Source organism: Pannonibacter sp., from assembly GCF_051860505.1.
In the GTDB taxonomy this organism is placed as follows: Bacteria; Pseudomonadota; Alphaproteobacteria; order Rhizobiales; family Stappiaceae; genus Pannonibacter.
Genome location: NZ_JBHYDX010000012.1, coordinates 82,291 through 106,432, shown reverse-complemented (window position 1 = coordinate 106,432; position 24,142 = coordinate 82,291). Strand labels below are relative to the sequence as shown.

The following is a 24,142-nucleotide window of genomic DNA, read 5'->3' as shown; positions in this document are numbered from 1 at the left end:
AGAGTTCACCGTGCGAGGCTGTCGCGAATGATTGTGTTGATCTCGATCAGGGCGTCGAGGCTGTCGGTTTCCTGGCGGCGGATGCGCTCCAGTTCCTTGATCACCCAGATGCCGATGGAAATGAGGTCGGCCCGGATCTCGACCGGCAGCTCATTGGTCTCCTCAGCCAGGTTGTCGATGAAGTAGCTCCACAGACGGCGAGTGTTGTAGACCGCCTCGATGGTCTCGCGGGACCGGGGACCGCGCTCCCGCGCCAGCTCCAGCTGGGCAATCACAATGTCCATGGCTTCCCGTTCTTCGGCACGCGGGTCGCGGCCGAAGTCGTCAATCGCCTCGGCATAGGAAAAGTTATACATGGCACCTCTCTTGCGTCGTCATTCGGCTGGGCGCGGCAGGATCGGCCCAGGGCGGAACGGACCGGACGCGTCTCACAGGAAGTTCAGAATGCTCAGTCTCTGGATGCGGGAGCTGACCGCGTAGGTCGTCTCGAGCTGCGTGATCGCGGTGTTGAGGCGCACCGCTGTTTCCTCCTTGTTGACCAGTTCGAGATCGTTGACACGCCGGTTGAGGATGCCTGTCTGGACCTGAAGCCGGTCGCTGGCCGCCGACACGCGGGACTGCGCCAGGCCGACCCCGCCCTTGAGATTGGTGACACCGACAACGGCCTCACCCAGCAGAGAAATCGCCTTGTCGACAACGACCTTGTAGGTCTCCTTGCCCAGCGCTTCCGCGCCAAGGTCCGCCATCATCGTGAAAGCGGCGGCGAGCTGGCGCATCGGCTTCTCGTTGGCGCTGACCGAGCTGTTCAGGGACTCGGCGGGAGAGATCTGCGAGGTCATGGTCTGGTTGGTCGCCGAGGACCAGGTCGCGCCCCACTGCGGATCGGCAAAAAGGGCATCGAACGGACCGTTGAGGAAGGCTGTCATCGCGGCCGGTGTGATCCCGGCGACGCCGGGGTCCGTCTGGTTGAAGCCAAAGGCCCCGTTGAACGCTGTATCCACGGCTGTCTTGCTGGCGGAGGCCGGGGTCGCGAAGTAGTCGGTCACAGGCTTGGTGTCGGTGTTGATGCCGGAGAAGATGTAAGTGCCGCCAAGCTGGGTGTTCAGGCGGGAAATGAGCAGTTTCAGGCTGCCCTCCGCCTGCCCCTTGGCGACCGAGGCCGAGCCGTTGCTGTCGCGCACGGCGACCAAGGTCGCCAGGCTGTCCTGGGTCGTGCTGAGGAGATCCTTCAGCGCGGCCTGCGTCACATCGAGGCGAGAGGCGGTGAGCGCGTTGGTATCGATCAGGGCATCGAGCCGGGTGTGCTCGGCCCGGACGGAGACCGCCTCGCCCGTGCGGGCCCCCAGATCAAGCCCGATGTCAGCCTTGCGACCGGAGGAAATCTCCAGCTGCAACTTGGCGAGGTTGGCGGTCTGGCGCTGCAAGAGGCTCCTCGTGGAGTCCGACAGGGTGAACGTGGAGATGTAGGACGTTTTCATCTTGGGTTACCTCACCGCAGAGAGCAGGTCGTCGAGCATGCGATCAACGGCGGAAATCAGCTTGGCCGCCGCGCCATAGGCCCGTTCGATGTCGAGAAGCAGCGTCATTTCCTCGTCGAGATTGACGCCGGTGGCATTGGACAGGGCATCGGCCGTGCGCGTGACGATGACGGACTGAACCTCGACATCGGCGGCGGAAGACTTGCGCGCTGCCTGGAGCCAGCTGACAGACGAGCCGGCAAAGCCTTTCAGCGTGTCGGTCGGGTCAAGGCCGACGTTGCCATCAAAGACGCGCGGGGCGTTGAGCGCCGTGACATAGTCCTGGATCCGCGTTGCATAACCGGCATTGTTGGCGGGGTTATAGTCGTAGTCCGGGTTCAATGGATCGGAGATGCCACCATCGCGCAGACGTTCAATGCTGCCGCCCTGGTCTGGATCGGCATTTGCATTGATCCGGATGTCCCCGGCCAGACCCGCTGACAGGGTGGCCGTCGCCGGCAGGGCCGGGCCGCCGGAGTAGGTGAACAGGCCGGCCTGGTCAGGCCCGCCGCCACCGGACTGGTCCTGTTCCGCAAAGGCCTCGATCAGGCCGCGCGCAACTTCATCAAGCTGATTCTGATAGGTGACCGCCGTATCATCCCGCAATTGCACCAACCCGTGCAGACGGCCGCTGCCGATCGGCATGATCGCGTTGGGCCCGGCGACCGGAACGCCGTCGATGAAGATGGCATTGCCAACCGTCGTCGCGTTGAAGGTGTTTGTCGGGGCAAAGTTGACGGTGCGGGCCGTGGTCTCGAACAGGGTGACGCCGCTGTCGGTGTAGATGACGACACCGCCGTCCGAAGCCGTCAGGGTCGAGATGCCGATTTCCTCGGACAGGGCGTGCAGGGCCTTGTCGCGGGCATCCAGCGCGTCGGTGATGTCCGCGCCGGACGGCCCCCCCTTGACGATGATCCCATTGAGGCGCTCGACCTGCCCAAGCAGTTCGTTGATGCGGCCGACAGACGTACTGATATCCGCATCGGCCTCGGCGCGGACGCCTTGAACGAGTCCGGTGTATTCGTTGAGCAGCTGGACCGTGTCCTTGGCCGCGCCCAGCATTGTCTGGGCGAGGATGGAATTGCCCGGATCGGACGCATAGTTCTGGATCGTCGTTTCCAGCGTACCGAGCTGGGCGGCCGGGGAGCGTTTCAGCTCGGTGTCGCCAACTGTCTGCTCCAGCTTCTCCAATCCCGCCGCAACCGCATCCTGGGAGGTGGCCCGGGAGGTGGAGCGCAGCAGCGAGCTGTAGAGGGCGTTGTCGGTGGTCCGGCGAATGCCGTCGCTGCGCACCCCACCCACATGCCCGCCTTCGCTGACGACGGTGCTGAGCATCACGGTCTTGCGGGAGTAGCCGGCCTCCTGGGCTCCGGCGATGTTGCGGGAGACCGTCGCCGTTTCGGTCTGGCGCGCGCTCAGGGCCGACTGGGCGACCTTCAGGGCAACGGAAAGGCTCATGTCACATATTCCTTGCTGCTCGGCGCATCAGCGGACGAGGTTGACCAGTTCCTCCAGCAGGTCGGAGCCTGCCTTGAACACTTTCGAGTTCGCCGTGTAGCCACGCTGGGACTCGATCATCGAGGTCAGCTCGGTCGCCAGATCGACGTTGGAGTCTTCCAGCGCACCGACCACGACGCTGCCCAAGCCGCCCTCGCCCGGGAACCCGACGCGGATGTCGCCGGAGTTGTTCGACTGGGTGTAGATGTTGCCCGAGAGCGCCGTCAGCTTGTCCGGGCTCGGCACGTCGGCGAGCGGGATGCGGAAGATCTCCCGACGGGCACCGTTGGAGTAAACAGCACTGAGGATACCTTCTTCGTTGAACTCGACCGTCTCGACCGCGCTCGGCGCATTGCCATTGGCCTCAACCTTGGTGACCGCAAAGCCGGCCGCCAGCGACGTGCCGCCAGACAGATCCATGTTGAAGGTACCGCCGTTCGGGACGGTGATAGCGATGTCTGTCGGGCTGGTTGTGGCAAGTTTGCCGGTGGTGCGGCTGTAGGTCAGGGTCTGGGTGGAGAGTGCCGGGCCGGTGTATGGAAAACCGCCGCCGGGACCAGCTTCAGCAGCGTTGAAGACCGCGACTTCCCAGGTGGATTCGGTCGGAGATATGGCCGTCTTGGAGTAGTAGACGTCCAGCTTCACTTCATTGCCAAGGTTGTCAAACATGATGACGGACGTCTTGGCGGAGAACGTCGCGGTTGCGGCGTTGGCGGACGGCAAGTCGGCTGGTCCGACAATGGCTGCGTCCTCCGGCACGTTGGTCCAAAGGGTTGCCGTGCTCGTGGCGGTTGCCTCGAGCTGGTTCTGCGAGACATTGACATCTTCCAGACCGCCCAGACCGTTGGCGACCGGGGTTGCCGCAACGCCGCCATTGATCGGATAGCCCTGCAGGGTGAAGCCCGCCGTGTTGACCAGATAGCCTTCCTTGTCGATCACGAAAGCGCCGGCGCGGGTCAGGGACTGGGTGCCATCTCGATCGGCCACGACAAAGAAGCCGTTGCCGTCGATCGCAAGATTCAGCGACGACGTCGTGTAGCTCAGCGATCCCTGCTGCGAAATCGCCCGCACCGTGTTGGCCTTCACACCACCGGAGTTGTAGGCGCCGGTGCCCTGGGACAGGACCATCGAGGTGAATTCGGACGCCGCGCGCTTGTATCCGGTCGTGTTCGAATTCGCGATGTTGTCCGCGACTGTGCCCAGCTTGCTGGACTGGGCATTCATGCCGGACACGCCGGTACGCATTACGCCGTAAAGACTCATGGAACGTCTCCCGTTGCCAAAACTTCTGGAGACATTCAACGCCGTCAATCTTGCGTGAAGCTGTTGGGCGAACAAGCGCAGTCAAGTTGGCGAATTTTAATAAATTTTTAACTATAAATTACTGTGTTTAACTTTGAATTTGAGAAATTTATTGTTCACAAAACTTCATCTGTAAGTTTAATTCTGAGTAAATTGCTTTTTCACAGCAGTCATCCCCGCACAAGGCGGGGATGACCTCAATACGCGTGGCGCAGCGTGATCGAAATCACGTTCACAGAGCGGGGCTGACCACAGCATTTGTGCCAACGTGACCCGACACCGCGCGCACGAGGCACTCTCCCGCAAGCCTCGTTCAGGTCTTGCAGAATTTGCTGGCTTCCGGCGTCCACTGACCAAAACCGCTGGCGACCATGTTGGTGATGACCTTGCAGACATAGCGTTTCTGCGCCGGGTCGTTGTTGGGGCCGGCGTGATAGCGGGCGACCGCCATCGTCCAGGTCCCCTGGCGGGCGTGCAACTCGTTCAGAAAGCGGGCCGCATAGCGGACATTGGCGCGTGGCTCCAGCATATGGGCGACCGAGCGGAACTTCTCACCGTGGAAATGATGGTTGATCTGCATGCAGCCGATATCGATCAGCTTCTTGCCGCGTGCTTTGGCCGAGATCACCTCTGCCTCTGCGGCCCGGGCGGTCGCGGGGAACTTCGGTTCTCCCTCAATGTTGAGCGCGTAAGGCGAGAGGGAATTGCGCCGCCCGGTTTCCGTCAAGCCGACTGCGTAGAGAACGCCAAGCGGGATCTTGTAGGCGCGGGCGGCGGCGGCCATTTCCCGCTCGCAGATCGCCTGCCCCGGCGCGGCAAAGGCCACACCAGGTCCAAAGCCGAAAGAACCTGTCTCAGAGATAAACAGCGCCGCTGCGATCGCTGCGACTGTCCGTATGTGCTGCATGTGCTGCTTCTTCCTGGTCTTCCGTCAAGGGATTGTCCTGCTGCTGACCGCCGCGACCATTCTGTGTTTCGCTGCCGTCGCCGGTGCCCGCTCCCCCTGCAGGGCCACCGTCACCGGACTGGGCCGTCCAGCCAGCCTGCTGTCCCTGCAAGGAACCGTTGACCTGGAACATCGGTCGGTCATCGCCAGCTGCCTGGATAGTGATCGTGTCCGCCTTCTGGCCAACGGCGCGGAGCATCTGATCCAGAAGCTGCCGGTCCTGCTTGAGCAATTCCACCGTGTCCGGGTTCTGCGCTGACATGACCACTTCCACCCGGTCACCGATGAGGCGCAGCGAGACTTTCACGCTGCCCAGTTCCATCGGCTGCAGCTGGATCTCGAGTACCTTGACCATCGGGCGGGTCGAGGCGGCAGAGAACAGGCCCGCATTGGCTGAACCTTGCGCGGACGGAGCCGGACGCGGTTCTGACAAAGCCCCGATGATTGCCTCGCCCACTTGCTGAAGTGGCGAGAGCCGAAGTGACGGCGCGAAATGGGTTTCCTCACGCAGCACACGAACCTGACCGACCGCCGCCATGGCGCGCTGGCTGTCGCCGGACCGGGCTTCGCCGGCCGTGACGCTGACCTCTTCAGGGGCCACGGCAAAACGGGCAAAAAGACCGGCATCATCAAGTCCGGACAAGGTCCCTCCGGCCGGCAAGGCAACTGCGGCGGATGTTCCTGCCGATGCAACGGCAGCCTGCCCGACAGCCGGAACACCTCCAGCGACGGGCGGCGAGACCCGCGGATTGGCTCCTGTTTGTGGTCCTGCAAAAGCGGGGGCGCCGGACCGAGGCGCGCCGTACGAACCAGACAAGTTCGGAGAGGCCACTGGTGCTCCTGCAACGGGCACGGACGGGGCCAGGCCCAGCAAGGCCGCCAGCGCGTTTGTATCGCCCGCCACGCCTTGACCCGGGACATTCGTGGTCGGCGCGACAAGAAGCTTCAGGAGACCTGCCGCATCTTCCTGCGGCTGAAGGGCCCCGTCGGCCACCGGGGTCGTCTGGGGTTCCGAACCGGCGGAGGACGCCTGATCTGCCGAAGCGTCCTGATCCTTCGGTTGCGCCACGTCGCGCAACACGTCGGAGAACCCGCTTCCGGTATCCTCGCTGGCGTTCTCCTGACCGCGCCCCGCAACCGGTGCCGGAGCCTGCATGACGGCCGATGTGGTTACTGCCATGTTCGGGCTCCCCCCCGCGTATCGCCCAGAAGGGCTTCAGTTTCCTTGAGTGCAAGGTCCGCCTGCCGCATCACCGGGCGCTGCCAGTCCGGGTCCGCCGGAGCGGACACCTTGGCATAGGCTCCCACATCGCCAATCACGCCCTCGGGCGGATTGGGCCAGTGGCGCACATGGTTCAGCACGGCATAGACGGCATCCATCAGTTCGCGCTCGTCTGCCGCCAGTGCCTTGCGATCGATGGACCACAGCAACTCGCGCGTCTGCATGATGTCGTCCGGGGCGAGAGCGGAGGCCGCCTCATAAATCCGCAGACGCAGTTCCTCCGGTGAGCCTTGCACGACCAGTGGGCGCACCCTGTCCGCAGCCTTGCGGGCAATGTCGAGATGGCCTTGGGTCACCGCCTGGCGTGTAACGGCCAGAAAATAGGCCTGCTGCGCCACTGGCTCGAACTCGGTGAGCAGCGTCTCCAGCAAAGCAAAGCGTCTCTCGTCCGTTCCAAAGCCGAGCCCGTCGAGGGCAAGGCCGAACCGGCGCTGGAAATCGCCGGCATAGATCGATGACTTGAACCGGCGCAGATAGCGGATCGACAGCGACTGGAACCGGTCGATCTCGCCGATCTTGCCAGCCAGGAAGACTTCGCGGCGCAGGGCAGCTTCCTCCACCAGCGTTCCGGGCATCAGCAGCCGCGCCACGCTTAGCAGACGCAGCGCTTCCTGCGGATTGGCCGAGACTTCCAGAGCGGCCCGGACAAGCGCGATCTGACCACCGAGGTTCGGCGGCATGTCCATTGGCTCGAAGCCGGCCAGAAGACGGCGCGCTTCTTCGCCCTGGCCGTCCACATAGGCGATGGCGCCACGCATCAGGTCCATCTCGACAGCCGGCGGCGGCGAAAGCTCAACAAGCTGGCGCATCACCTTCGGGTTGCCGCCGCTCAGGAGGTAGATCACCGCCGCGCGGGCGTTGCGCTGGTCAGCCCAGGTATCCGAAGGTGCTGCGAGAAACTCCGCATTCATCCGGCCGAGCAGGGCCCGCTGGGCCAGGTGCGCCTCCCGACTGCCCTTGGCTACCTCGCCCTGCAGCGCCTGAAGCGTACGAACCAGCTCATAGGGCTGCGTTCCGGCCGGCGCAACCCGTGCGGCCAGACCCGCATTGGGAACCGCCGGATCGGCGCCGCCCGGTGCTGGGGCTGTCAAGGTTTCCCCGCCCGCCGGCAACCCGGTCTCGGCGTTCAGTGACCCGCACAGACCGGCTCCCAGCACCAGGGCCAAAGCCGCAGAGGCCAAAGACGGCCGTTGCCTCCGGCCGAAGTTTGCGATCCTTGCGCACATGCTCATGCCTCGCCCTCCAGAATGAAGATCTCGATGCGGCGATTGACCGGTGCCAGCGGATCTTCGGGCAGCTTGAGGTCACGGTCGGCATAGCCCTCGACCCGGTCGATGCGTGCAGCGTCAACGCCGCCCCGCTGCAGCATGTACAGGGCCATGTGCGCGCGGGCGGTTGACAGGCGCCAGTTGTCATAATCCCTGGACCGGAAAGGCCGGCCATCGGTATGGCCCCGGATGATGATCCGCCCCGGCTTGTTGGCGAGCACGCCGCCGATGCGTTCCATCAGCTTTACCAGTTCCCCGCGCGGCTCGGCCGAGCCGACAGCGAACATGCCGTAGTTCTGGTCGTCGGTCAGGCTGATGAGGACACCTGCCCCCTGCTGCTCGACATTGACCCGGGCGGCCGTGGCACTGAGCGAGGTTCCTTCCGCGCCTTGCAGCACCTGAGCCAGACTGTCGGCAAGCTGACGAGCATTGACTTCGGCAGCAGATGGGATTGCAGGCGTCTGGGCTGCAGGCGCCTGGGCCGGCTGCGCCTGAACACTTTCCGTCGTGGAGGCTGCCGGTGCCTGCGCCGCCACGACCTGGCTGATGGCAGACTGTGCCCCTGCACCTACCTCCGGGTGGCTGCCTGTCCCGTTGCCTGCAGCTGCGGCGTCCGCCGGAACGGAGGCCGTTTCGATATGGGGCGGGCGGGCAACGGCTGTTCCCTCAGGCGCTTCCGCCGAGGCGGCGTAGCTTGCCGTACCTGCCGGCACCTCGCCGGTCACCGCCGCTGTCTTGCCGCCTTCCTGTCCGGCCGTCTCCCGACCGGGCAGGAACTGCCAGTACATCGGATCAAAGGGATCGCGGAAAGCTTCGCCGCCCTGGGCGCCTTCCTGGCGCTGCGTTCCCAGCCCCTGGCTTTCCGGTGCGGCGCCAGAGCCAGGTGTACCGGCGACACCCTCGGCGAGTTGGTCCAACACGGCGTAGGGATCGCGGAACAGGGCAGTTTCCGTGTGGGTCGCCTTGAACTCGCCAAGGCCACGCCGCGCCGCGCTGGCATCGGTCGGGGCGGAACGGGTGGTCATCTCCTGACCGTTTGCCGATCCCGGCGTCCCGTCCGGATCCGGCGGGGAATTCATGATCACGTCGATCTCGGCAGGCTTGCCCTGCTCCGGCCCTGGCATATCGGGATCGTTTAGTCCCTTCCGGGTCTGGGTGGTCGAGGCGAGCTTCACCGGGTTGAAATATTGCGCAACACCCCGGCGGACACTGTCGTCGGTGACGTTGATCAGCCACATCACCAGGAAGAAGGCCATCATCGCGGTCATGAAATCCGCGAAGGCGATCTTCCAGACGCCGTTCTTCACCTGCTCGACTTCCAGAGGCGCCCGGCGGCGTACGATAACGATTTCGGTCGGCTGCAGTTCTGCGGTCATTCCACCTGCTCCCGGGCACTGCGGATCCGGCCGAGCCAGTCCGCGATCTGGGTTTCGATCACCGTATCCTCGAGCACGGCGCGCACTTCCGGCCCCTCGCCAACCACCAGCTTGACCCGGTCCTGCCGGGACCCAAGGCCCTCGACGACCAGTGGCAGGAGGTTTTCCGGGCCACTGACCTCGATCAGGCGACGATCTGTTCCCGCACCCGTGAGAATCTCGGCAAGGGCGACCCGGAAGCTTTCGACAGCCCGTGCCGCCACAGCCTCTTCAAGGAAAGGCAACAGCACCCGTTCGGCTGCTTCAGCGAGCGTGCTTTCGAGGTGCTCCAGGGCATCGGCGAGGTTCTCGCCAAGGCGCTCGGCCTCTTCCTGCTGATGGGCCAGACGGGCCGTCTCTGCCTCTATCTGCAAGGCCTCCACGCGGGTTTCGAGCTCGGCCTCGACCTCCAGTCGTGCGGCCTGGCGACCAGTGCGCACGCCTCGGGCATATTCAGCAGCGAGGCGTTCATCCACGGTCGGCTCCGGCGGCCGGTCATTGCCGAGAATGACATCGGCCATGACGACGTTTTCCTTGCTGAGGCGCGGAAAGCCAGGGCCGGCAAGCTCCGGGATATGCGCCGCGATCGGGCGATGCTGCATCAGACGCGCTCCCCTTCATACATCCATTGCTTGAGGATCGCGGCGGACTGTTCCTCGTCCAGCTCAAGCAGCGATTCGAGTTTCTTGATGGACGACTGGTTGATCTTGTTGGTGAGGTCGCTCAAGAGGGCCGTGTGATCGGGGGCAGCAAGGGCGCGCTGCTCGGAGAACGGCATCCCTTGCGCATCCAGCTCCCCGGCCATGGCCAGTTCGGAGATTTCGGTTGGTGTTTCGGCGCGCTGCGGCACGAGGACGGCAAGAGCAGGACGCAGGCCGAACCAGATCAGCAAGCCGGCAACCGTCATGATCGCAACAGCATTGATCACATTGCCGGACTGGCGCAGCAGCAGCTCGGTGATCGACAGCGGCGGGGCTGGAGCCAGATCACCTGCCCCTTCGAAGAACTCGACAACGGAGACCTTGATCGTGTCGCCACGTGCTGCACTGACGCCGGCAGACGAGGCCACAAGCTGCTCGATCTCGCCGAGTTGTTCCTTGACGGCGACCTCGTCGGGCGTGCCGCCCAGCGCCGCATGCAGGCGGGCCTTGTCGACCAGAACCGCAATTGACAGGCGCTCGACAGAATAGCCGTCCTGCGACGTCTCGATGGTCTTGGAGGAAATCTCGTAGTTGACCGTCTCCTCGCGGCGCTGGTTCTCCTCGCTCGAGCGTTCACCGTTTTCAGCCTGCACGTCCTCCTCGGGCAGGTTCTGCTCGACGGTGGTGGGGGTCTCGGTGCTGGAGTTCTGCGAGGTCTCGTTCTGACGGATGGTACGGACGGAGCGTTCCGTGCGCGATTCCGGGTCGAAGACGGTTTCAGAGATGCGGCGCTTGTCCGTGTTGAGATCGGCGGCGACGCTGACCTGGAAATGGTCAAGGCCCAGGTAGGGGGTCAGGGTCTTGCGGATGTTTTCCTGGATGCGGGCGCTGACGGCCGTCTCGAGGCTGGCCATCTGGCCCGCAGAGGCATTGGCCGGATCCTTGCCCGTGGCGAGCAACCCGCCGGACGTATCAAGCACCGTCACCTTTTCGGGCGACATGCCCGGAACCGAGGCTGCGACAAGGTGGCGGATGGCATCGGCTGTCCGGGTGTCATTCGGGGCATCCGAGCGAATGACGACGGATGCAGAGGGCGGCTGCTGGTCGCGGCGGAACGAGGCCTTTTCCGGCATGACGATGTGAACCCGGGCGGCTCGCACATCCTGCATCAGCTGGATGGTGCGGGAGAGTTCCCCCTCAAGTGCACGGACACGGGTCACTTCCTGCATGAAGGACGTCAGGCCAAGCGAGCCAACATCATTGAACAGCTCATAGCCGGTGCTGCCGCCGCGCGGCAGGCCCCGTTCGGCCAGCAGCATGCGGGCCCGTGCGGCAGCGCCATGGCTGACCATGACTGCGGCCCCGTCCGAGCTGATGTCATAGGGAATGCCGGCGTCCTGGAGCGCGGAGCCGATGCGGTTCACATCGTCGCCCTCAAGGCCGGTGTAGAGGGCCGTCATTTGCGGACGGCTCAGATAGTAGGCGCCCAGACCAACGGTCAGGACGGTGGCAAGTCCGATGAGGGCCAGTGCAACGAGGCGCTTGACACCCAGCTCCATCAGATTGGCCAAGAGTTTTTCGGCATGTTCACGGCCTGGCATTCCATACCCCTGTGCTCGTTCGGTCTGAACCTTGTCCAACTATCGCGGCGCTGGCTGGCGCGAGGCTTGTGTCGCCCCCAGCGGCGCGCAAAAAGGAAGAGGGCCGCGTCCAACAGAACGCGGCCCTCCAGGGTCCAGGCCTTACGGCCGAAGGACTTAGCGGAACAGCGAGAGGATGTTCTGGCTGCTCGAGTTGGCGATCGACAGAGCCTGGATACCGAGCTGCTGCTGGGTCTGAAGAGCCTGCAGACGGGTCGATTCCTTGCTCATGTCGGCGTCGACCAGCTGGCCGATGCCACGATCGATGGCGTCAGTCAGGGCGCCGGCGAAGTCCTTCTGCAGGTCCACGCGCTTCTTCACCGAACCCAGCAGGGTCGCTGCGTTGGTGATGTCACCCAGAGCGTTGTCGACGATCGAGATCTGCTCTTCCAGGCTGGTCAGGTCAGCGGCAGAGTCGGTCAGGGCCGAGATGTTGATGGTCGACACCTTGGCGGTGGTGCCACCAACAGTACGGTCGCGATCGAGGATGCCCGACTGGTCAGCGCTGTCGTAAAGTTCGGTCTCGGTGATATCGATCGCGATCGTGTCGATCGTGATCGCACCGCCGGAGCGGGTGAAGGAGCCAACGATTGTCTTGGTGCCGTTGTAGCCTGCCGCACCGGAGTCGACCGACAGCCAGTTCTCGCCGTTGAACACGGACGAGTCTGCGATGGTCTGCAGCTGACCCTGGAGTTCGGTGATGTCGGACTGGATCTTGCCACGGTCAACACCCGGCTGACGGGCAGCGACGAGCTTGGCCTTGATCTCGTTGACGACATCAACGGTCTTGTCCATGGCAGTGTACATGACGTCCACGGTTGCAGCGCCGAGGCCCAGGGCGTCCTTCACTGCGGAAAGCGCCATGTTGTCGGAACGCATGGTGGTTGCGATCGACCAGTAAGCGGCGTTGTCCTGGGCCGAAGCAACCCGGTAGCCGGTGGAGATGCGGTTCTGCACCTGAGCCATCGACTTGTTGGTTGCGTTCAGGGTCTGGAGCGCCGTCATGGCGGATGCGTTGGTCATCAAGCTGGACATGGTGGTCCCTTTCACATTCAAAATTTTTGAAGGGGACATACCGGGCTTTCACCGGTACGGCAGGGCGGCGTCATGCCTTTGAACGGTGTGTTGGGTTCCGCTCAACCTGTCGTGAGTTCAACCTAGGCCGACATGCTTGTGCGGGGCTGACTTGCTGTGATGGTGATGTGATTATCGAGTTTGAGGCGCGACGCAGGTCTCACGTCATGGTCACCACGCTGTCCCGGTTCGCATCACGGGTTCGGTTGGATCACCCCCCACCGACCGTTATCCCCGCCTTGTGCGGGGATCCGAACAAACGGTTCGGGCCAAGCTGTGATTTCGCGAAATGCACCGAGACTGGATGGATCCCCACACAAGGCAGGGATGACCCTGGAGGTGGATATACGCTGCCCCGAAATGCCAAAAGGGCGAGGCATTGCTGCCTCGCTCCGGGTCGCATCAGAACTCTATTTGCCGGCTAAATGAATGATCTCACCAGACTGCCGACAAGCAGGTTCCAGCCATCGATCAGGATGAAGAACAGCGCCTTGAACGGCAGGGAGATGACCGTGGGCGGGAGCATCATCATGCCCATCGACATGGTGATCGTGGCGACGATCATATCGATGACCAGGAAGGGCAGCGCGATAAGAAAGCCGATCTCGAAACCTCGGCGCAGTTCCGAGATCATGAAAGCGGGAACCAGCACCCGCAGTTCTACTTCTTCGGCAGAAGCAGCCTCGCCTGATGTGACACGGCCGGCCGCCAGTTCGTCGAACAGCACCAGATCCTGCTCGCGCACCTGACTGAGCATGAAATCGCGGAACGGATCGGTGATCCGGTCATAGGCGTCCATCTCGCTGATCTCGTTGTTCATCAAGGGCACCATGCCCTCGTTCCACGCCCGGTCGAAGGTCGGAGCCATGACGTAAAAGGTCATGAACATCGCCAGAGAGATGATGATGAGATTGCCGGGCGTTGTCTGCAGGCCGATCGAGGAACGCAGGAAGGAGAAGGCAATGGAAAAGCGGATGAAGCTCGTCACCATGATCAGGATGCCCGGCGCGACGGAGAGGACCGTCAACAGGGCCATCACCTGGACGATGCGCCCTGCCGTGCTGCCTTCGCCTTGCGGGATCAGATCAGACAGGTTCGGCAACGCCGGAACGGACTGGGCTGCGGCCAGCGCGGTCCCGGCCAGGAGGAAAACACAGGCAAGCCAGAACCGCGTCATTGCACCACCAGGGATTCGAGAATGAGCTCGCGCACCTTGCCACCGGATCGGGCGATGGCCCGTTCATTGAGATCCTCGCGCAGGTGCTGCAGACCGGCGGCCCCTTCGACATGAGCCAGAGTGATGGTGCGCAGATAGGCGAGGATGTCTTCCTCGATATAACCGGCCAGGAGCCCTGGATCTTCGATGTCGGTCTCATCCAGCACGATCGACGCCTGCACCCGGATCCAGGCATCCTGCGGGGCCGAAAGATTGGTCACCAGCGGCTTCAAGGGCCGAAGCCGCGAGGCGGTGGAGTAGACCGGCTGCGCCGGTGCCGGCGTCAAGGCGCTCTCGGCATTCACCGCGCGGCGGACCGTGTCGGTGAAATACAGGCCGGCCAAGGCACCCACGCCAGAGGCAAGGATGGTCAGAAAGACAACGGACCCCAGGAATCCGGTCGTGCTGCCGCCGCGACCGGACGAGGAAAAATCGGCATCAGCCATGGTTCGGCTCCGTCGAAAGAGGGGCATCAGTAGGGAACGACGGCGTCATAGAGCTGCTGTCCCCAGCCGGGCTGCTGGACTTCAGAAATCCGCCCCCGACCGCCGTAGGACACGCGGGCTTCCGCGATCTTGTCGTACTCAATAGTGTTGTTTCCGGCGATGTCACGGGGTCGCACGATGCCGGCCACGTTAAGGACCCGCATCTCGTAGTTGACCCGAACCTCCTGCGATCCGGAGATCACCAGATTGCCGTTCGGCAGCCGGTCGGTGACGACTGCGGCAACGGAGAGTTCGATCTCCTCCTTGCGGTCGATCGATCCGCGCGAGGCGGAGTTGGACCCCGAGGTCCCGTCAAGCGAGGCTTCGCCGCCAATCGACTTGCCATCCCAACCGGCAGACAGTTCGCCGCCAAGACCGATGGTCGAGTTGCGGCCGCGGTTGGAGTTGTTGTCCAGGGTCGCCTTGTCATTGATCGCGATCCTGACCGTCAGGACATCGCCAACACGGCGCGCACGCGGATCGGAGAAAAAGTCCTCGCGGCCGCCGACCCACAGGGAATTGTAGTCCTTGCGCGCACTTGGGCTGAAGGTGTTGAGCGGATAGACGGCCGCCGGCTGGGAGGCGAGCCCGTAGCCCACCGGCGACATGGTCGGCTCGCGGCCGAGATCCTGGAGCTGGCCGGCGCAGCCACCGGCCAGAAGACTCAGGATCAGTACCGTCTGGGGGGGAATGGACAAGCGCATCAGAGGCTTCCCTCGGCTTCGGATTTCGTGAGACCGGCCATCGAATGGGTCAGCTGGGCAGCGCGGGCCGGCTCCATTTCATCGAGGATCTGGCTGGCGGCGCGGGCGTTCAGCTTGACGAGAACCGCAACAGCGGTGTTCTCGTCCAGCGTGGCGAGTTGGGCGGCCGCCGCTTCCGGACGCATCCGCTGGAAGATCGCGACCACATGACCCTCGACCTCGCTGAGCACTTTCTCCCGCCGTTCCACCCAGGCCTCATATTCGGCCCTTTTGCGCTCCAGCTCGTGGATGCGGACCTTCACCTTTTCCTCAAGCGCAATCAGGTTCCAGGTCTGCCAGGCGAGCCGGGCATCATTGGCGGCGTTGCCGGTGTTGCGGCAATACATCTGGGCATCGCTGAGCCCGGTCTGCTCGTCCACCTGCACAGCCTGGGGCTTGGGCTGAGGCGCGTTCTGGGCCTGTGCCGGAGCGAAAGGCAACACGGCCATGGCAAGAACCAGGCCGGTGCGGGCGAGAGAGGGGCGGCGGCCATGCCGCGCGGGCAGGCAAGACTTGCGGACCATGGGGAGGGACGTCCTTTCCTGTCGCTGTTGCAGATGACTATGGCGCCTGAGGCTTGCGCGGGGCTTGGCCACAGCCACCGACCTGACGACAAGAAAAAGCCCCGCTCCAGAGGAGCGGGGCGAGCTTGATGACAAACCTTGACCTCACCGAAGTCATCCCGGCCAAGCGCAGCGACGAGCCGGGACCGGAGAGTCGAGACCTCTCTATTTCAATCAGTTAACCCCGGAGAGACCTCGGCTCTCCGGTCCCGGATCTCCGCTTCGCTGCGTCCGGGATGACGATAAAGGGTTTGTCAGCAGTCTGACGCCGCTCCAGAGGAGCGGGGCCATGTCTTTCAGCTTTTCCAGAAAACCGCCTACTGGATCACCAGATCCGCCTGGAGGGCCCCGGCGGTCTTGATCGCCGTCAGGATGGCGATGATGCCGGTCGGTTTCAGGCCGATGCGGTTGAGGCCCCGCACCAGGGTCTGCAGATCGGTGCCGCCGACAATGGCAAGCTGGCCGCCGGTCTGCTCCGCATCGATGAAGGTGCGCGGGGTGACAACCGTCTCGCCCGTATAGGAGAAGGGCTGCGGCTGCGAGACTTCAGGAGCTTCGGTAATGCGGACCGTCAGGTTGCCATGGGTGACGGCGACGGTGGAGACCTGGACGTCCCGGCCGATGACGACCGTGCCGGTGCGCTCGTCGATGACGACGCGGGCAGGCGTATCCGGCTGCACCAGAAGGGCTTCGATCTCCGCCATGAAGCGGGTGACATTGACCTTTTTCGGCGGGGTCAGGTCGATGGAACGGTAGTCCCGCTCCCGCGCCGTGTTGACGCCATAGGTCGCCTTGGTGTGTCGGTTGATGGCATCGGCGACACGCACGGCTGTGCGGAAGTCAGGATTGGACAGTTCCAGCACCAAAGCAGGAATGTTGGCAAAGCGGTCCGGCAGGTTGCGCTCGATCAGCGCGCCATTGGGGATGCGGCCAACAGTGGGAATACCCTGCTTCAGGCTTTCGGCCTGCCCTGTTTCGGAAAAGCCGGAGACAGCAACGGAGCCCTGCGCCACCGCATAGACCGATCCGTCCGCGCCCAGAAGCGGGGTCGCCACCAGCGTGCCGCCGGCGAGCGAGGCTGCATCACCGAGCGATGAAACGCTGACATCAATGCGCGAGCCCTGGCCGGTGAAGGCCGGCAAGGTGGCCGTGACCACCACCGCGGCGACGTTGCGGGTGCGCAACCGCGCGTCGCGGACATTCACGCCCATGCTGTCCAGCATCGACTGCAACGACTGCTCGGTGAAGGGAGAATTGCGCAACGTATCGCCGGAGCCCTGCAGACCGAGCACCAGACCGTAGCCGACAAGCTGGTTGTCGCGCACACCCTGAAGGGTCGCAATGTCCTTGATGCGGACCATCGCGGAAATCGGCGTTGCAGCGAGTGCGCCGCAGACAAGGGTGGCCAGCGCGAGGAAAAATCGGCGCATGTTGTCAGTTTCCTATCAGGATGGAGCCGTCCGACTGGACCTTGCCGGTGACGATGAGGCCACTGTCGATGTTGCGGACGCGGACAAAGGCGCCGACAACGCCGTTCTGCAGGGCTTCGGCCTGGGCGATGATGAAGAGACCGCCCTCCTGGAACACGAGCCGCGCCGGTTCACCGCGCTTGATCACCACATCAGGGGCGACGGCCGTGGCCGGGACAGGATGTCCCGGCTGCAACGTCCGACGCGCAACCTTGCCGACCATGTCCTCGCGGCTCATGACCACCTGGAACCGCCGGGTCGTCTTCTCCGGGAAGCGGCGAATGATGACCATATCCGCGCTGATGAGATCTCCCGGTTGAATGGTGACACGCGGCACCGGCAGATCGATGTTGGCGGCCTTCGCTGCGGACAGCGCGGCTGAGGCCACCATTCCGGCAACGAACATGCAGATGAACAGTCGCACGAACATGGCGCGCCTCCCTGTCAGGTCCGCGGTCAGCGGATGCCCTTGGTCACGACGCCCGCCATATCGTCGGCGGCCTGGATGACCTTCGAATTCATTTCGTAGCCACGCTGAGCCGAGATCAGCTCGGTGATTTCCTTCACCGGATCAACGTTCGAGGCTTCGGTGTAGCCCTGTCGAACGATGCCGAAGCCCGGCTCGCCAGCGACACCGCCGATGCCGACGCCAGAGGCTGCCGTTTCGCGGAACAGGCTGCCGCCGATCGGCTCAAGGCCGGCGTCATTGGCGAAGTTGGTCAGGGTGAGCTGCCCCAGTTCACGCGGATTGACCTCGCCGTCGAGCTGGGCAAAGACCTGACCGGACTCGTTGATGATGATGTCTGTGGTTTCCGGCGGGAACAGGATCGCCGGCTCGACCGTATAGCCGTCGAGCGTCACAAGGCGGCCTTCGGCATTCTTGTTGAAGGCACCAGCCCGGGTGTAGAGCGTCTCGCCCTCCGGCCCGGTGACCTGGAACCAGCCGCGCCCGTCGATGGCCATGTCCAGCTTATTGTTGGTGTTGGTCAGCGTGCCCTGCATATGCAGCTTGCGGATGGCGGCAGAACGCACGCCAAGGCCGAGCTGCGCGCCTTCGGGAACCGGATCCTCTCCGCCCCGGTTCGGCACGCCCTGCAGGCGCTCGGCCTGGTAGAGGAGGTCCGTGAACTCGGCCCGCGCCCGCTTGTAGGCCGTGGTGTTCATATTGGCGATGTTGTTGGCGATCACTTCGACATTGAGCTGCTGCGCGCTCATGCCGGTCGCCGCGATGGCAAGGGCTTTCATGTCACTCTCCGTATCCTGAACGTCGAAGCCGGTGGCTTCAGATCGTCATGCGGCTGATTTCCTGGTAGGCAGAGACCACCTTGTCGCGGATGGCGATGGCGGTCTGGAGCGAGGCTTCGGCAGCCATCACGGCCTCGACCACCTGCTGCGCGGAGGCCTTGCCGCTGATGCCGGAGATGGCAGCCGCCTCGCCGTCCTTGATCTTGTCGACCACGTCCATGGACACCTGCGCCAACGCATCGGAGAAACTTGCCTCGCCAACACCGTCAATCGGGGCCGCGGCGACCGGCGACGAGATGTAACGGGTCTGCGACACGCCTGAGGTAATGCCGTCAGAGGACACTTTCGTCAGGGAGGAAATCTGGTCGATCATGGTCAGGTCCTCAAAAGATCGATGGTGCGCATGACCATGGAGCGGGCCTGCGTCATCATTTTCAGGTTGGCTTCGTAAGAACGGTTGGTCTCGCGCATGTCCGCCATTTCAACGAGGGTGTTGACGTTCGGCATCTTGACGTAGCCCTGGTCATCGGCCGCCGGGTGGCCCGGGTCGTACTCGACCGTGAACGCCCCCTTGTCGGAACCGATGTCCTTCACCTTGACCAAGTTGGCGGAATAAGCCCGGTCGACCTCGCTCTCGAAGGTGATGGTCTTGCGGCGATAGGGATCGGCGCCCTTGGTCTTGCCGGTCGACTGGGCGTTGGCGAGGTTTTCCGAGACGACACGCAGGCGCTCGGACTGCGCCTGCAGGCCGGAGGAGGAAATCTTCAGGGTTGCGGTCAACGGATCGATCATCGCTTAGCCTTTCAGGCTGGCCAGGTACATGCGGTGGAAGGATTTGACGACGGAGGTGGTCAGCGCGTGGTCGCGTGCGACCTCGCCAGCCTTCATCAACTCCTGTTCGAGGCTGACGCTGTTGCCGGAATGCGAGACCTGCCAGGTATCGGCCTTCTCCACCTCGGCCGGATCGGGGATCTCGGCGGCGCTGCCCATGTGGGTGCCGTGTGTCGCGGTCATGGCCAGACGCGTGTCACTGAAAACGACATTGAAGGATTCAATGTCGCGGGCGGCGTAGCCTGGCGTGTCGGAGTTCGCCACGTTCTGGGCAATCGTTGCCTGCCGCACAGCCAGCCAGTCATTGTGCTGCGAGGCTAATCTTGTGAGGTAGACGGGTTCCACGTTTACTCTCCGAAACGGTGATCTCTGCCAAAAGGCGTAACGCGCCAAGCTTGCACCAAGCTGGTCATGGGGCTGGTCATGGGGCTGGTGGTGGGGCTGGTCATTCGGGTGGCGATAGCTCAGGGATTGCGCCAGGGAGCCTTATCGGTTATTGCGCACGTCCTTTTCGGATTGGCCTTGCGGACTGGCCTTTCCGCCGGGCATCGCCCAGGTCCGCCCTGCCCCGTCTTCACAGAGGTCCCCCATGCGCCCGGCTCTTGGTCTCGATTTCGGCACGTCCAACACAGTCCTCACCGCTGTCGATGCCAATGGCCAGGCGGACAGCCTCGCCTTCGGCGCCGGACCTGAGGAAGTAGACAGCCTGCCGTCCGTTCTGTCCTTCGTCGAACCGGCGCGCGGGGAAGCCGCAGGGGCTCGGGCCGATGTCGGGCCCTGGGCGATCCGGCAATTTCTCGACCACACTGGTGACTGCCGCTTCCTGCAGTCGCTGAAGACCTTTGTCGCCAGCCGGCTGTTTCGCGGCACCGGCATCTTCGGCAGGCAGTTCGACTTCGAAGACCTCCTGGAGACCTTCCTGCGCCGGGCTGGCGACCACCGCAGCGAGCCGCTGGATGCCGGTGCTGCGCGGCTTGTCATCGGCCGCCCGGTGACCTTCGCCGGCGGGGCGCCGGACGAGGCGCTGGCCATGCAGCGCTATCGCAACGCGCTGTCCCGCTTCGGCTTTTCCGATGTGCTGTTCGTCTATGAGCCGGTGGCAGCGGCCTTTGCGTTTGCCCAGCGCCTCGAAGGATCCGCCACGGTGCTGGTGGCCGACTTTGGCGGCGGCACGACCGACTTTTCGCTGATGCGCTTTTCCCGCGACGGCGGACGGCTGGCGGCGGAACCGCTTGGCCACGGCGGTCTCGGCATCGCCGGCAACACGCTGGATTACCGCATCGTCGACAAGGTGATCCTGCCGCATCTGGGCAAGGGCAGCCAGTATCGCAGCATGGGCAAGCTGCTCGAGGTGCCGCCGAACCTGTTCTCGAACTTCGCCCACTGGCATTTGCTGTCGGTGTTCAAGGCCTCGGCGGATTACCGCGAACTGAAGAAGATGCTGTCGTCCTGCGTCGATGATGACAAGATCGAACTGTTTATCGATCTGGTTGAAACCGATCAGGGCTACCCGCTGTACAAGGCCGTGTCGGAGGCCAAGGCCCGGCTGTCCTTTGCCGAGGAAACCGAGATCCGCTTTGCACCGATCGGGGCCAACTTTGCCGAACGCGTGACCCGGGCCGATTTCGAGACCTGGATCGAACATGACCTGACGCGAATCGATGAGACGCTGATGCGAACCCTGGATGCGGCCGGCCTTGGCCCCATGGACGTGGACAAGGTGTTCCTGACCGGCGGCACCTCTTTCGTGCCGGCAATCCGGGCGCTGTTCGCGCGCCGCTTCGGGCCGGAGCGCCTGAGCGGCGGCGAGGAATTGTCATCTGTCGCCAAGGGCCTGGCCCTTATCGGCGCGCGCGAGGATGCAGAGAACTGGACTGTCGCCGCCTGAAGCGACGAAGGCGTCCGGATGCCTGAACCTCTCCAGAACGAAAGCCCGGCATAATTAACTTGAACATGAATGACGCGAAGCTTAAGGATTTTACGCGCGCAGGTTTAAATTCCTCACAGGAAGCGAGGGCATCATGGCAGCAGAAGCAATCCTGGGATTCGGGTTTTACATAAACCCACAGCAGCGATCCTACGTGATCGAGTTTGCCATGGCCCGCACCCGTGAAAAGCACAGAGTGACCTTTGACGACGTGACCGCCTTCGGCCACATCGCCCAACTTGTCAACAATGCCTCACATTTCGCATTCGATCCCGAAACCGGCGAGATCCAGATCGGTGGCGGGCGCCTGCCCAGCATCGCGATCTGATTGCAAGCGGCCGTCCGAGAGCCTCAGCCCTCTTCCTCGTTCATGTCGATGTCGGCCATCAGATCGGCCGCGATGGCCTGGATGGCGTCATGCAACCGTCCGACATCGGCGCCGGCAGGCAGACGCAGGTCAGCGGACGCACGAAACAGCATCTCGCCTGACATCGATCCCGGCCCGACAAGGGTCTCGAGCGTCTCGATGCTGACGTTTTCTGCGGCAATCACCCGGGTAACAGCCCGCAGGATGCCCGGCTGATCCTGGCAGACGAGGTCCAGGCGAACAGTCCGGCCAGGCTCCTCGACATCCGGCATGCCAGTCCGCAAGGTCACGGCAATACCTTCGCTGGACAGTGCAGCTAGGGCGCTTTCCAGCGTGGCCGCACGGTCGTCGGGAACCTCGAAGCTGACGATGCCGGCGAACTCGCCGCCAAGCCGGGCCATGGAGCTTTCCAGCCAGTTGCCGCCTGCTGCGGAGATGACATCGGCCAAAGCATCCACAAGACCGGGGCGATCCTTAGCGATCGCGGTCAACACCATGTGACGGCCCATCAACGACTTCCTTCTGCGCGACACCGCTTCAATGCGGCCTCAACCAACCATATCGCCGGAATGCGACAGGGGCACCCGGGATTTGCAATTATTTTCAGGTTAGCCAGCGGCTTCTGCGACAAACGCAGCATCGACGGGAACCTGAAGCGCGGTGGCGAGATGGTTTGTCCTGGCCGCCAGCCCGACCACCGCAAGCAACTCGCCATACTGATCATCCGTCATGCCCTTTGCCCGGGCTGCCGCCGTGTGCGAGTGGACACAGTAACTGCAGCCATTGGCAATCGAGACGGCAATGTAGATCATTTCGCGCGTCAGGGGATCAATGCTGCCGGGCGCCGTCATCACAGCTTTGACCTCTGCCCAGGTGCGCTCCAGCCCTTGCGGATCAAACGCCAGTGCGCGCCAGAAGTTATTGATGAAATCCGAGTTGCGCGTCCTGCGGATATCGTCGAACACCGCCGCAACCCGTGGACTGGCTTCCACATCGCTGATGAGTTTCAATGTCGCCATGGGTTCCCCCTGCTTGATCTCGTCCCGGCTCAAATCCGGCAGTCTATCGATAGAAGCAGGAATTGGAACAACACTGGCGAACCAATGTCGGTAGGCAATGTCTGTGGGCAATGCCTGTGGGACGCGGCCCCGCCCTTCGCCGCGCTTGCTTGCAGGACAGGCCCGGATGTCGCACAAGGACGGGCATGATGTGCAACGCGCAGGAGACTGACATGGCACGGCGGATCCAACGGACCACGGTGACGCCGGGGCGCAAGGAGATGCGGCCCTATGGTGGCCCTGACATGCCTGGTGAACCCGCCACAGATGTTGCCGAGACGACGCCCGGAAAGCCGCGCCTGTCCGCACCGCAGACGCCGGGTCTGCGCTCGCGCGGGTTCCTGTCCCAAGGGGGATCACCTGATGGCGAGGCGCCGCGCAAGGCACGGGGCAAGAAGTCCCATACCAATGTGATAACCGCCCCCGGCGGCACGGGCCAGACGCCGCGCCCCGGCGACCTCACGATCCGGGCCAAACGCCTGCCCTCGCTTCGGGAAGAAAAGTCCGGTGACAGTTGATGGTCCCCCGCAAATGGTACGGTGCGCCTCCTCCCGCATCTCCCCGCGACCGGAAGCGATTGCCGTGATCCGGAACGTGAAGGGATGTGGCGCGTGACGGCTTCCCCCGTTGTCCTCGTCATGACTGCCGCTGCCTTGCCGACAGCCCGGCGCATTGAAGCCGCGCTTCCAGGGGCCAGCCTGCAGGCCTTGGCCGGGCGGCTTCCGGATGCAGACACCCAGTTCAGCGACACGATCGACCATATACGCGGACTGTTTGCGGCCCGGGTGCCGATCATCGCATTGTGTCCGGCAGAACTGCTGATCCGGGCGATCGCACCGCTGCTCCAGGCCGGAAGCAGGGCATCGCCCATCGTTGCTGTCTCGGAGGATGGGACAAGCGTGGTGCCTCTCGTCGGTGCGGCATTCGGCGGCAACGCGCTTGCCCGTCATCTTGCCGCTGTTCTGGGTGGACAGGCCGCGATCACCGCTCCCGGCAATCCGGTGCTGGCGCTGGCGCTCGACCAGCCGCCGGCCGGGTGGTGCCTGGCCAATCCACAGGACGCCGCCCCTGTCATGGCTGAGCTTTATGCGGGAGCACCGGTGCGGATCGAGGGCGATGCCCCCTGGCTCGTCGCCATGGGCCTGCCATTCGATGACAGCGCCGATATCACGCTCTGCGCAACAACGGCCCCGTTGACCGGCTCACCGACCTGTCTTGTCTATCACCCGCGCCGGGTCGTATTGGGCGCCGGTTGCAGCCAAACATGTAGGGCCGACGAGTTGATCGCGCTGGCCGAAGCTGCACTTCGGGAAGCCGACATCGCGGCGGGAACACTGGCCGCCGTCGCAAGCCTTGATCGCAAGGCCGGCGCACCGGCGCTGATCGCGCTGGCGCAGCATTTCGCCGTGCCCTTGCGGGTCTTTTCGGCAGAGGACCTGGAGCGCGAAACGCCCAGGCTGGCCAATCCCTCGGACCTGGTATTCGCACAGACCGGCTGTCACGGCGTCAGCGAAGGGGCAGCGCTGGCAGGCAGCGGGCCGCAGGGAGGGCTCATCCTTGACAAGCGCAAGAGCGAGCGGGCGACCGTGGCTCTGGCAGCCGCCCCCGGCCCGCTGGATCTGGTCGCAATCGGCCATGCGCCGGAGATCTGATCCC

The 24,142-nt window shown here is 63.7% G+C and carries 27 protein-coding genes; 4 read left to right on the top strand and 23 right to left on the bottom strand.

The annotated features are described in order from the left end of the window. Positions 1 to 5 precede the first annotated feature (5 nt). From flaF to flgB, 21 genes are all read right to left on the bottom strand, one after another. Entirely contained in the window at positions 6 to 356 is a 351-nt protein-coding gene (gene flaF / locus ACTIFE_RS10540; RefSeq protein ID WP_106752553.1) for a flagellar biosynthesis regulator FlaF, read from the bottom strand. Positions 357 to 428: 72 nt separating this feature from the next. Beyond that, positions 429 to 1,478, bottom strand: coding sequence for a flagellar hook-associated family protein (locus tag ACTIFE_RS10535; protein ID WP_439529109.1), 1,050 nt, complete (start codon positions 1,476 to 1,478; stop codon positions 429 to 431). A 6-nt stretch (positions 1,479 to 1,484) separates the two neighbouring features. Further along, entirely contained in the window at positions 1,485 to 2,975 is a 1,491-nt protein-coding gene (gene flgK / locus ACTIFE_RS10530; protein WP_439529108.1) for a flagellar hook-associated protein FlgK, read from the bottom strand. A gap of 27 nt (positions 2,976 to 3,002) precedes the next feature. Then, entirely contained in the window at positions 3,003 to 4,277 is a 1,275-nt protein-coding gene (locus ACTIFE_RS10525) for a flagellar hook protein FlgE (protein WP_439529107.1), read from the bottom strand. A gap of 352 nt (positions 4,278 to 4,629) precedes the next feature. After that, positions 4,630 to 5,223, bottom strand: coding sequence for a transglycosylase SLT domain-containing protein (locus tag ACTIFE_RS10520; protein WP_439529106.1), 594 nt, complete (start codon positions 5,221 to 5,223; stop codon positions 4,630 to 4,632). Then, on the bottom strand, positions 5,171 to 6,442 hold the full coding sequence (fliK, locus tag ACTIFE_RS10515; protein WP_439529105.1) for a flagellar hook-length control protein FliK: 1,272 nt from the start codon (positions 6,440 to 6,442) through the stop codon (positions 5,171 to 5,173). Before fliK ends, ACTIFE_RS10520 begins: the two co-directional genes overlap by 53 nt. Further along, positions 6,433 to 7,635, bottom strand: a complete 1,203-nt coding sequence (locus ACTIFE_RS10510; RefSeq protein WP_439529104.1) for a chemotaxis protein — start codon at positions 7,633 to 7,635, stop codon at positions 6,433 to 6,435. The genes fliK and ACTIFE_RS10510 overlap by 10 nt, the downstream gene beginning before the upstream one ends. 137 nt (positions 7,636 to 7,772) lie before the next feature. Beyond that, positions 7,773 to 9,188, bottom strand: a complete 1,416-nt coding sequence (locus ACTIFE_RS10505) for a MotB family protein (RefSeq protein ID WP_439529103.1) — start codon at positions 9,186 to 9,188, stop codon at positions 7,773 to 7,775. Then, positions 9,185 to 9,829: a hypothetical protein gene (locus ACTIFE_RS10500; RefSeq protein WP_439529102.1), complete on the bottom strand. Its 645-nt coding sequence runs from the start codon at positions 9,827 to 9,829 to the stop codon at positions 9,185 to 9,187. Before ACTIFE_RS10500 ends, ACTIFE_RS10505 begins: the two co-directional genes overlap by 4 nt. Next, positions 9,829 to 11,469 (bottom strand): flagellar basal-body MS-ring/collar protein FliF, encoded by a 1,641-nt coding sequence (fliF, locus tag ACTIFE_RS10495; RefSeq protein ID WP_439529101.1) that lies wholly within the window; start codon positions 11,467 to 11,469, stop codon positions 9,829 to 9,831. The genes ACTIFE_RS10500 and fliF overlap by 1 nt, the downstream gene beginning before the upstream one ends. Positions 11,470 to 11,625: 156 nt before the next feature. Next, positions 11,626 to 12,543, bottom strand: a complete 918-nt coding sequence (locus ACTIFE_RS10490; RefSeq protein WP_439529100.1) for a flagellin N-terminal helical domain-containing protein — start codon at positions 12,541 to 12,543, stop codon at positions 11,626 to 11,628. Between the two features lie 460 nt (positions 12,544 to 13,003). Beyond that, the gene (fliP, locus tag ACTIFE_RS10485) at positions 13,004 to 13,759 is read right to left on the bottom strand and encodes a flagellar type III secretion system pore protein FliP (protein WP_439529099.1); all 756 of its coding nucleotides are present in this window, start codon (positions 13,757 to 13,759) and stop codon (positions 13,004 to 13,006) included. Then, complete coding sequence (locus tag ACTIFE_RS10480) at positions 13,756 to 14,244, bottom strand: flagellar basal body-associated FliL family protein (protein ID WP_439529098.1); 489 nt, start codon at positions 14,242 to 14,244, stop codon at positions 13,756 to 13,758. The genes fliP and ACTIFE_RS10480 overlap by 4 nt, the downstream gene beginning before the upstream one ends. A gap of 26 nt (positions 14,245 to 14,270) precedes the next feature. After that, positions 14,271 to 14,987, bottom strand: a complete 717-nt coding sequence (gene flgH, locus ACTIFE_RS10475) for a flagellar basal body L-ring protein FlgH (RefSeq protein ID WP_439529097.1) — start codon at positions 14,985 to 14,987, stop codon at positions 14,271 to 14,273. Then, on the bottom strand, positions 14,987 to 15,550 hold the full coding sequence (locus ACTIFE_RS10470; protein ID WP_439529096.1) for a MotE family protein: 564 nt from the start codon (positions 15,548 to 15,550) through the stop codon (positions 14,987 to 14,989). The genes flgH and ACTIFE_RS10470 overlap by 1 nt, the downstream gene beginning before the upstream one ends. A gap of 356 nt (positions 15,551 to 15,906) precedes the next feature. Then, positions 15,907 to 17,019, bottom strand: coding sequence for a flagellar basal body P-ring protein FlgI (gene flgI / locus ACTIFE_RS10465; RefSeq protein WP_439529095.1), 1,113 nt, complete (start codon positions 17,017 to 17,019; stop codon positions 15,907 to 15,909). A 4-nt stretch (positions 17,020 to 17,023) separates the two neighbouring features. Next, positions 17,024 to 17,488 (bottom strand): flagellar basal body P-ring formation chaperone FlgA, encoded by a 465-nt coding sequence (flgA, locus tag ACTIFE_RS10460; RefSeq protein ID WP_439529094.1) that lies wholly within the window; start codon positions 17,486 to 17,488, stop codon positions 17,024 to 17,026. A 26-nt stretch (positions 17,489 to 17,514) separates the two neighbouring features. Next, positions 17,515 to 18,303 carry a flagellar basal-body rod protein FlgG gene (gene flgG, locus ACTIFE_RS10455; protein ID WP_439529093.1) on the bottom strand — a complete coding sequence of 263 codons (789 nt, stop codon included), beginning with the start codon at positions 18,301 to 18,303 and terminating at the stop codon, positions 17,515 to 17,517. Positions 18,304 to 18,340: 37 nt separating this feature from the next. After that, the gene (locus ACTIFE_RS10450; protein WP_439529092.1) at positions 18,341 to 18,676 is read right to left on the bottom strand and encodes a flagellar hook-basal body complex protein FliE; all 336 of its coding nucleotides are present in this window, start codon (positions 18,674 to 18,676) and stop codon (positions 18,341 to 18,343) included. A gap of 2 nt (positions 18,677 to 18,678) precedes the next feature. Next, on the bottom strand, positions 18,679 to 19,095 hold the full coding sequence (gene flgC, locus ACTIFE_RS10445) for a flagellar basal body rod protein FlgC (protein WP_106752570.1): 417 nt from the start codon (positions 19,093 to 19,095) through the stop codon (positions 18,679 to 18,681). Positions 19,096 to 19,098: 3 nt separating this feature from the next. Then, entirely contained in the window at positions 19,099 to 19,479 is a 381-nt protein-coding gene (gene flgB / locus ACTIFE_RS10440) for a flagellar basal body rod protein FlgB (protein WP_439529091.1), read from the bottom strand. A 244-nt stretch (positions 19,480 to 19,723) separates the two neighbouring features. Here flgB and ACTIFE_RS10435 point away from each other — a divergent pair, with 244 nt between their 5' ends. Both ACTIFE_RS10435 and ACTIFE_RS10430 read left to right on the top strand, forming a co-directional pair. Then, the gene (locus tag ACTIFE_RS10435; protein WP_439529090.1) at positions 19,724 to 21,022 is read left to right on the top strand and encodes an Hsp70 family protein; all 1,299 of its coding nucleotides are present in this window, start codon (positions 19,724 to 19,726) and stop codon (positions 21,020 to 21,022) included. Positions 21,023 to 21,155: 133 nt separating this feature from the next. Beyond that, positions 21,156 to 21,389 (top strand): hypothetical protein, encoded by a 234-nt coding sequence (locus ACTIFE_RS10430; RefSeq protein ID WP_439529089.1) that lies wholly within the window; start codon positions 21,156 to 21,158, stop codon positions 21,387 to 21,389. 23 nt (positions 21,390 to 21,412) lie between these two features. Here the strand turns inward: ACTIFE_RS10430 and ACTIFE_RS10425 are convergent, their stop codons facing one another. Next, the gene (locus ACTIFE_RS10425; protein ID WP_439529088.1) at positions 21,413 to 21,937 is read right to left on the bottom strand and encodes a glycine cleavage system protein R; all 525 of its coding nucleotides are present in this window, start codon (positions 21,935 to 21,937) and stop codon (positions 21,413 to 21,415) included. Positions 21,938 to 22,036: 99 nt separating this feature from the next. Further along, on the bottom strand, positions 22,037 to 22,447 hold the full coding sequence (locus ACTIFE_RS10420; RefSeq protein WP_439529087.1) for a carboxymuconolactone decarboxylase family protein: 411 nt from the start codon (positions 22,445 to 22,447) through the stop codon (positions 22,037 to 22,039). 212 nt (positions 22,448 to 22,659) lie between these two features. Here ACTIFE_RS10420 and ACTIFE_RS10415 point away from each other — a divergent pair, with 212 nt between their 5' ends. Together ACTIFE_RS10415 and ACTIFE_RS10410 are read left to right on the top strand one after the other, a co-directional pair. Beyond that, the gene (locus ACTIFE_RS10415; RefSeq protein ID WP_439529086.1) at positions 22,660 to 23,004 is read left to right on the top strand and encodes a hypothetical protein; all 345 of its coding nucleotides are present in this window, start codon (positions 22,660 to 22,662) and stop codon (positions 23,002 to 23,004) included. Positions 23,005 to 23,097: 93 nt separating this feature from the next. Next, the gene (locus ACTIFE_RS10410; RefSeq protein ID WP_439529085.1) at positions 23,098 to 24,138 is read left to right on the top strand and encodes a cobalamin biosynthesis protein; all 1,041 of its coding nucleotides are present in this window, start codon (positions 23,098 to 23,100) and stop codon (positions 24,136 to 24,138) included. Positions 24,139 to 24,142 lie beyond the last annotated feature (4 nt).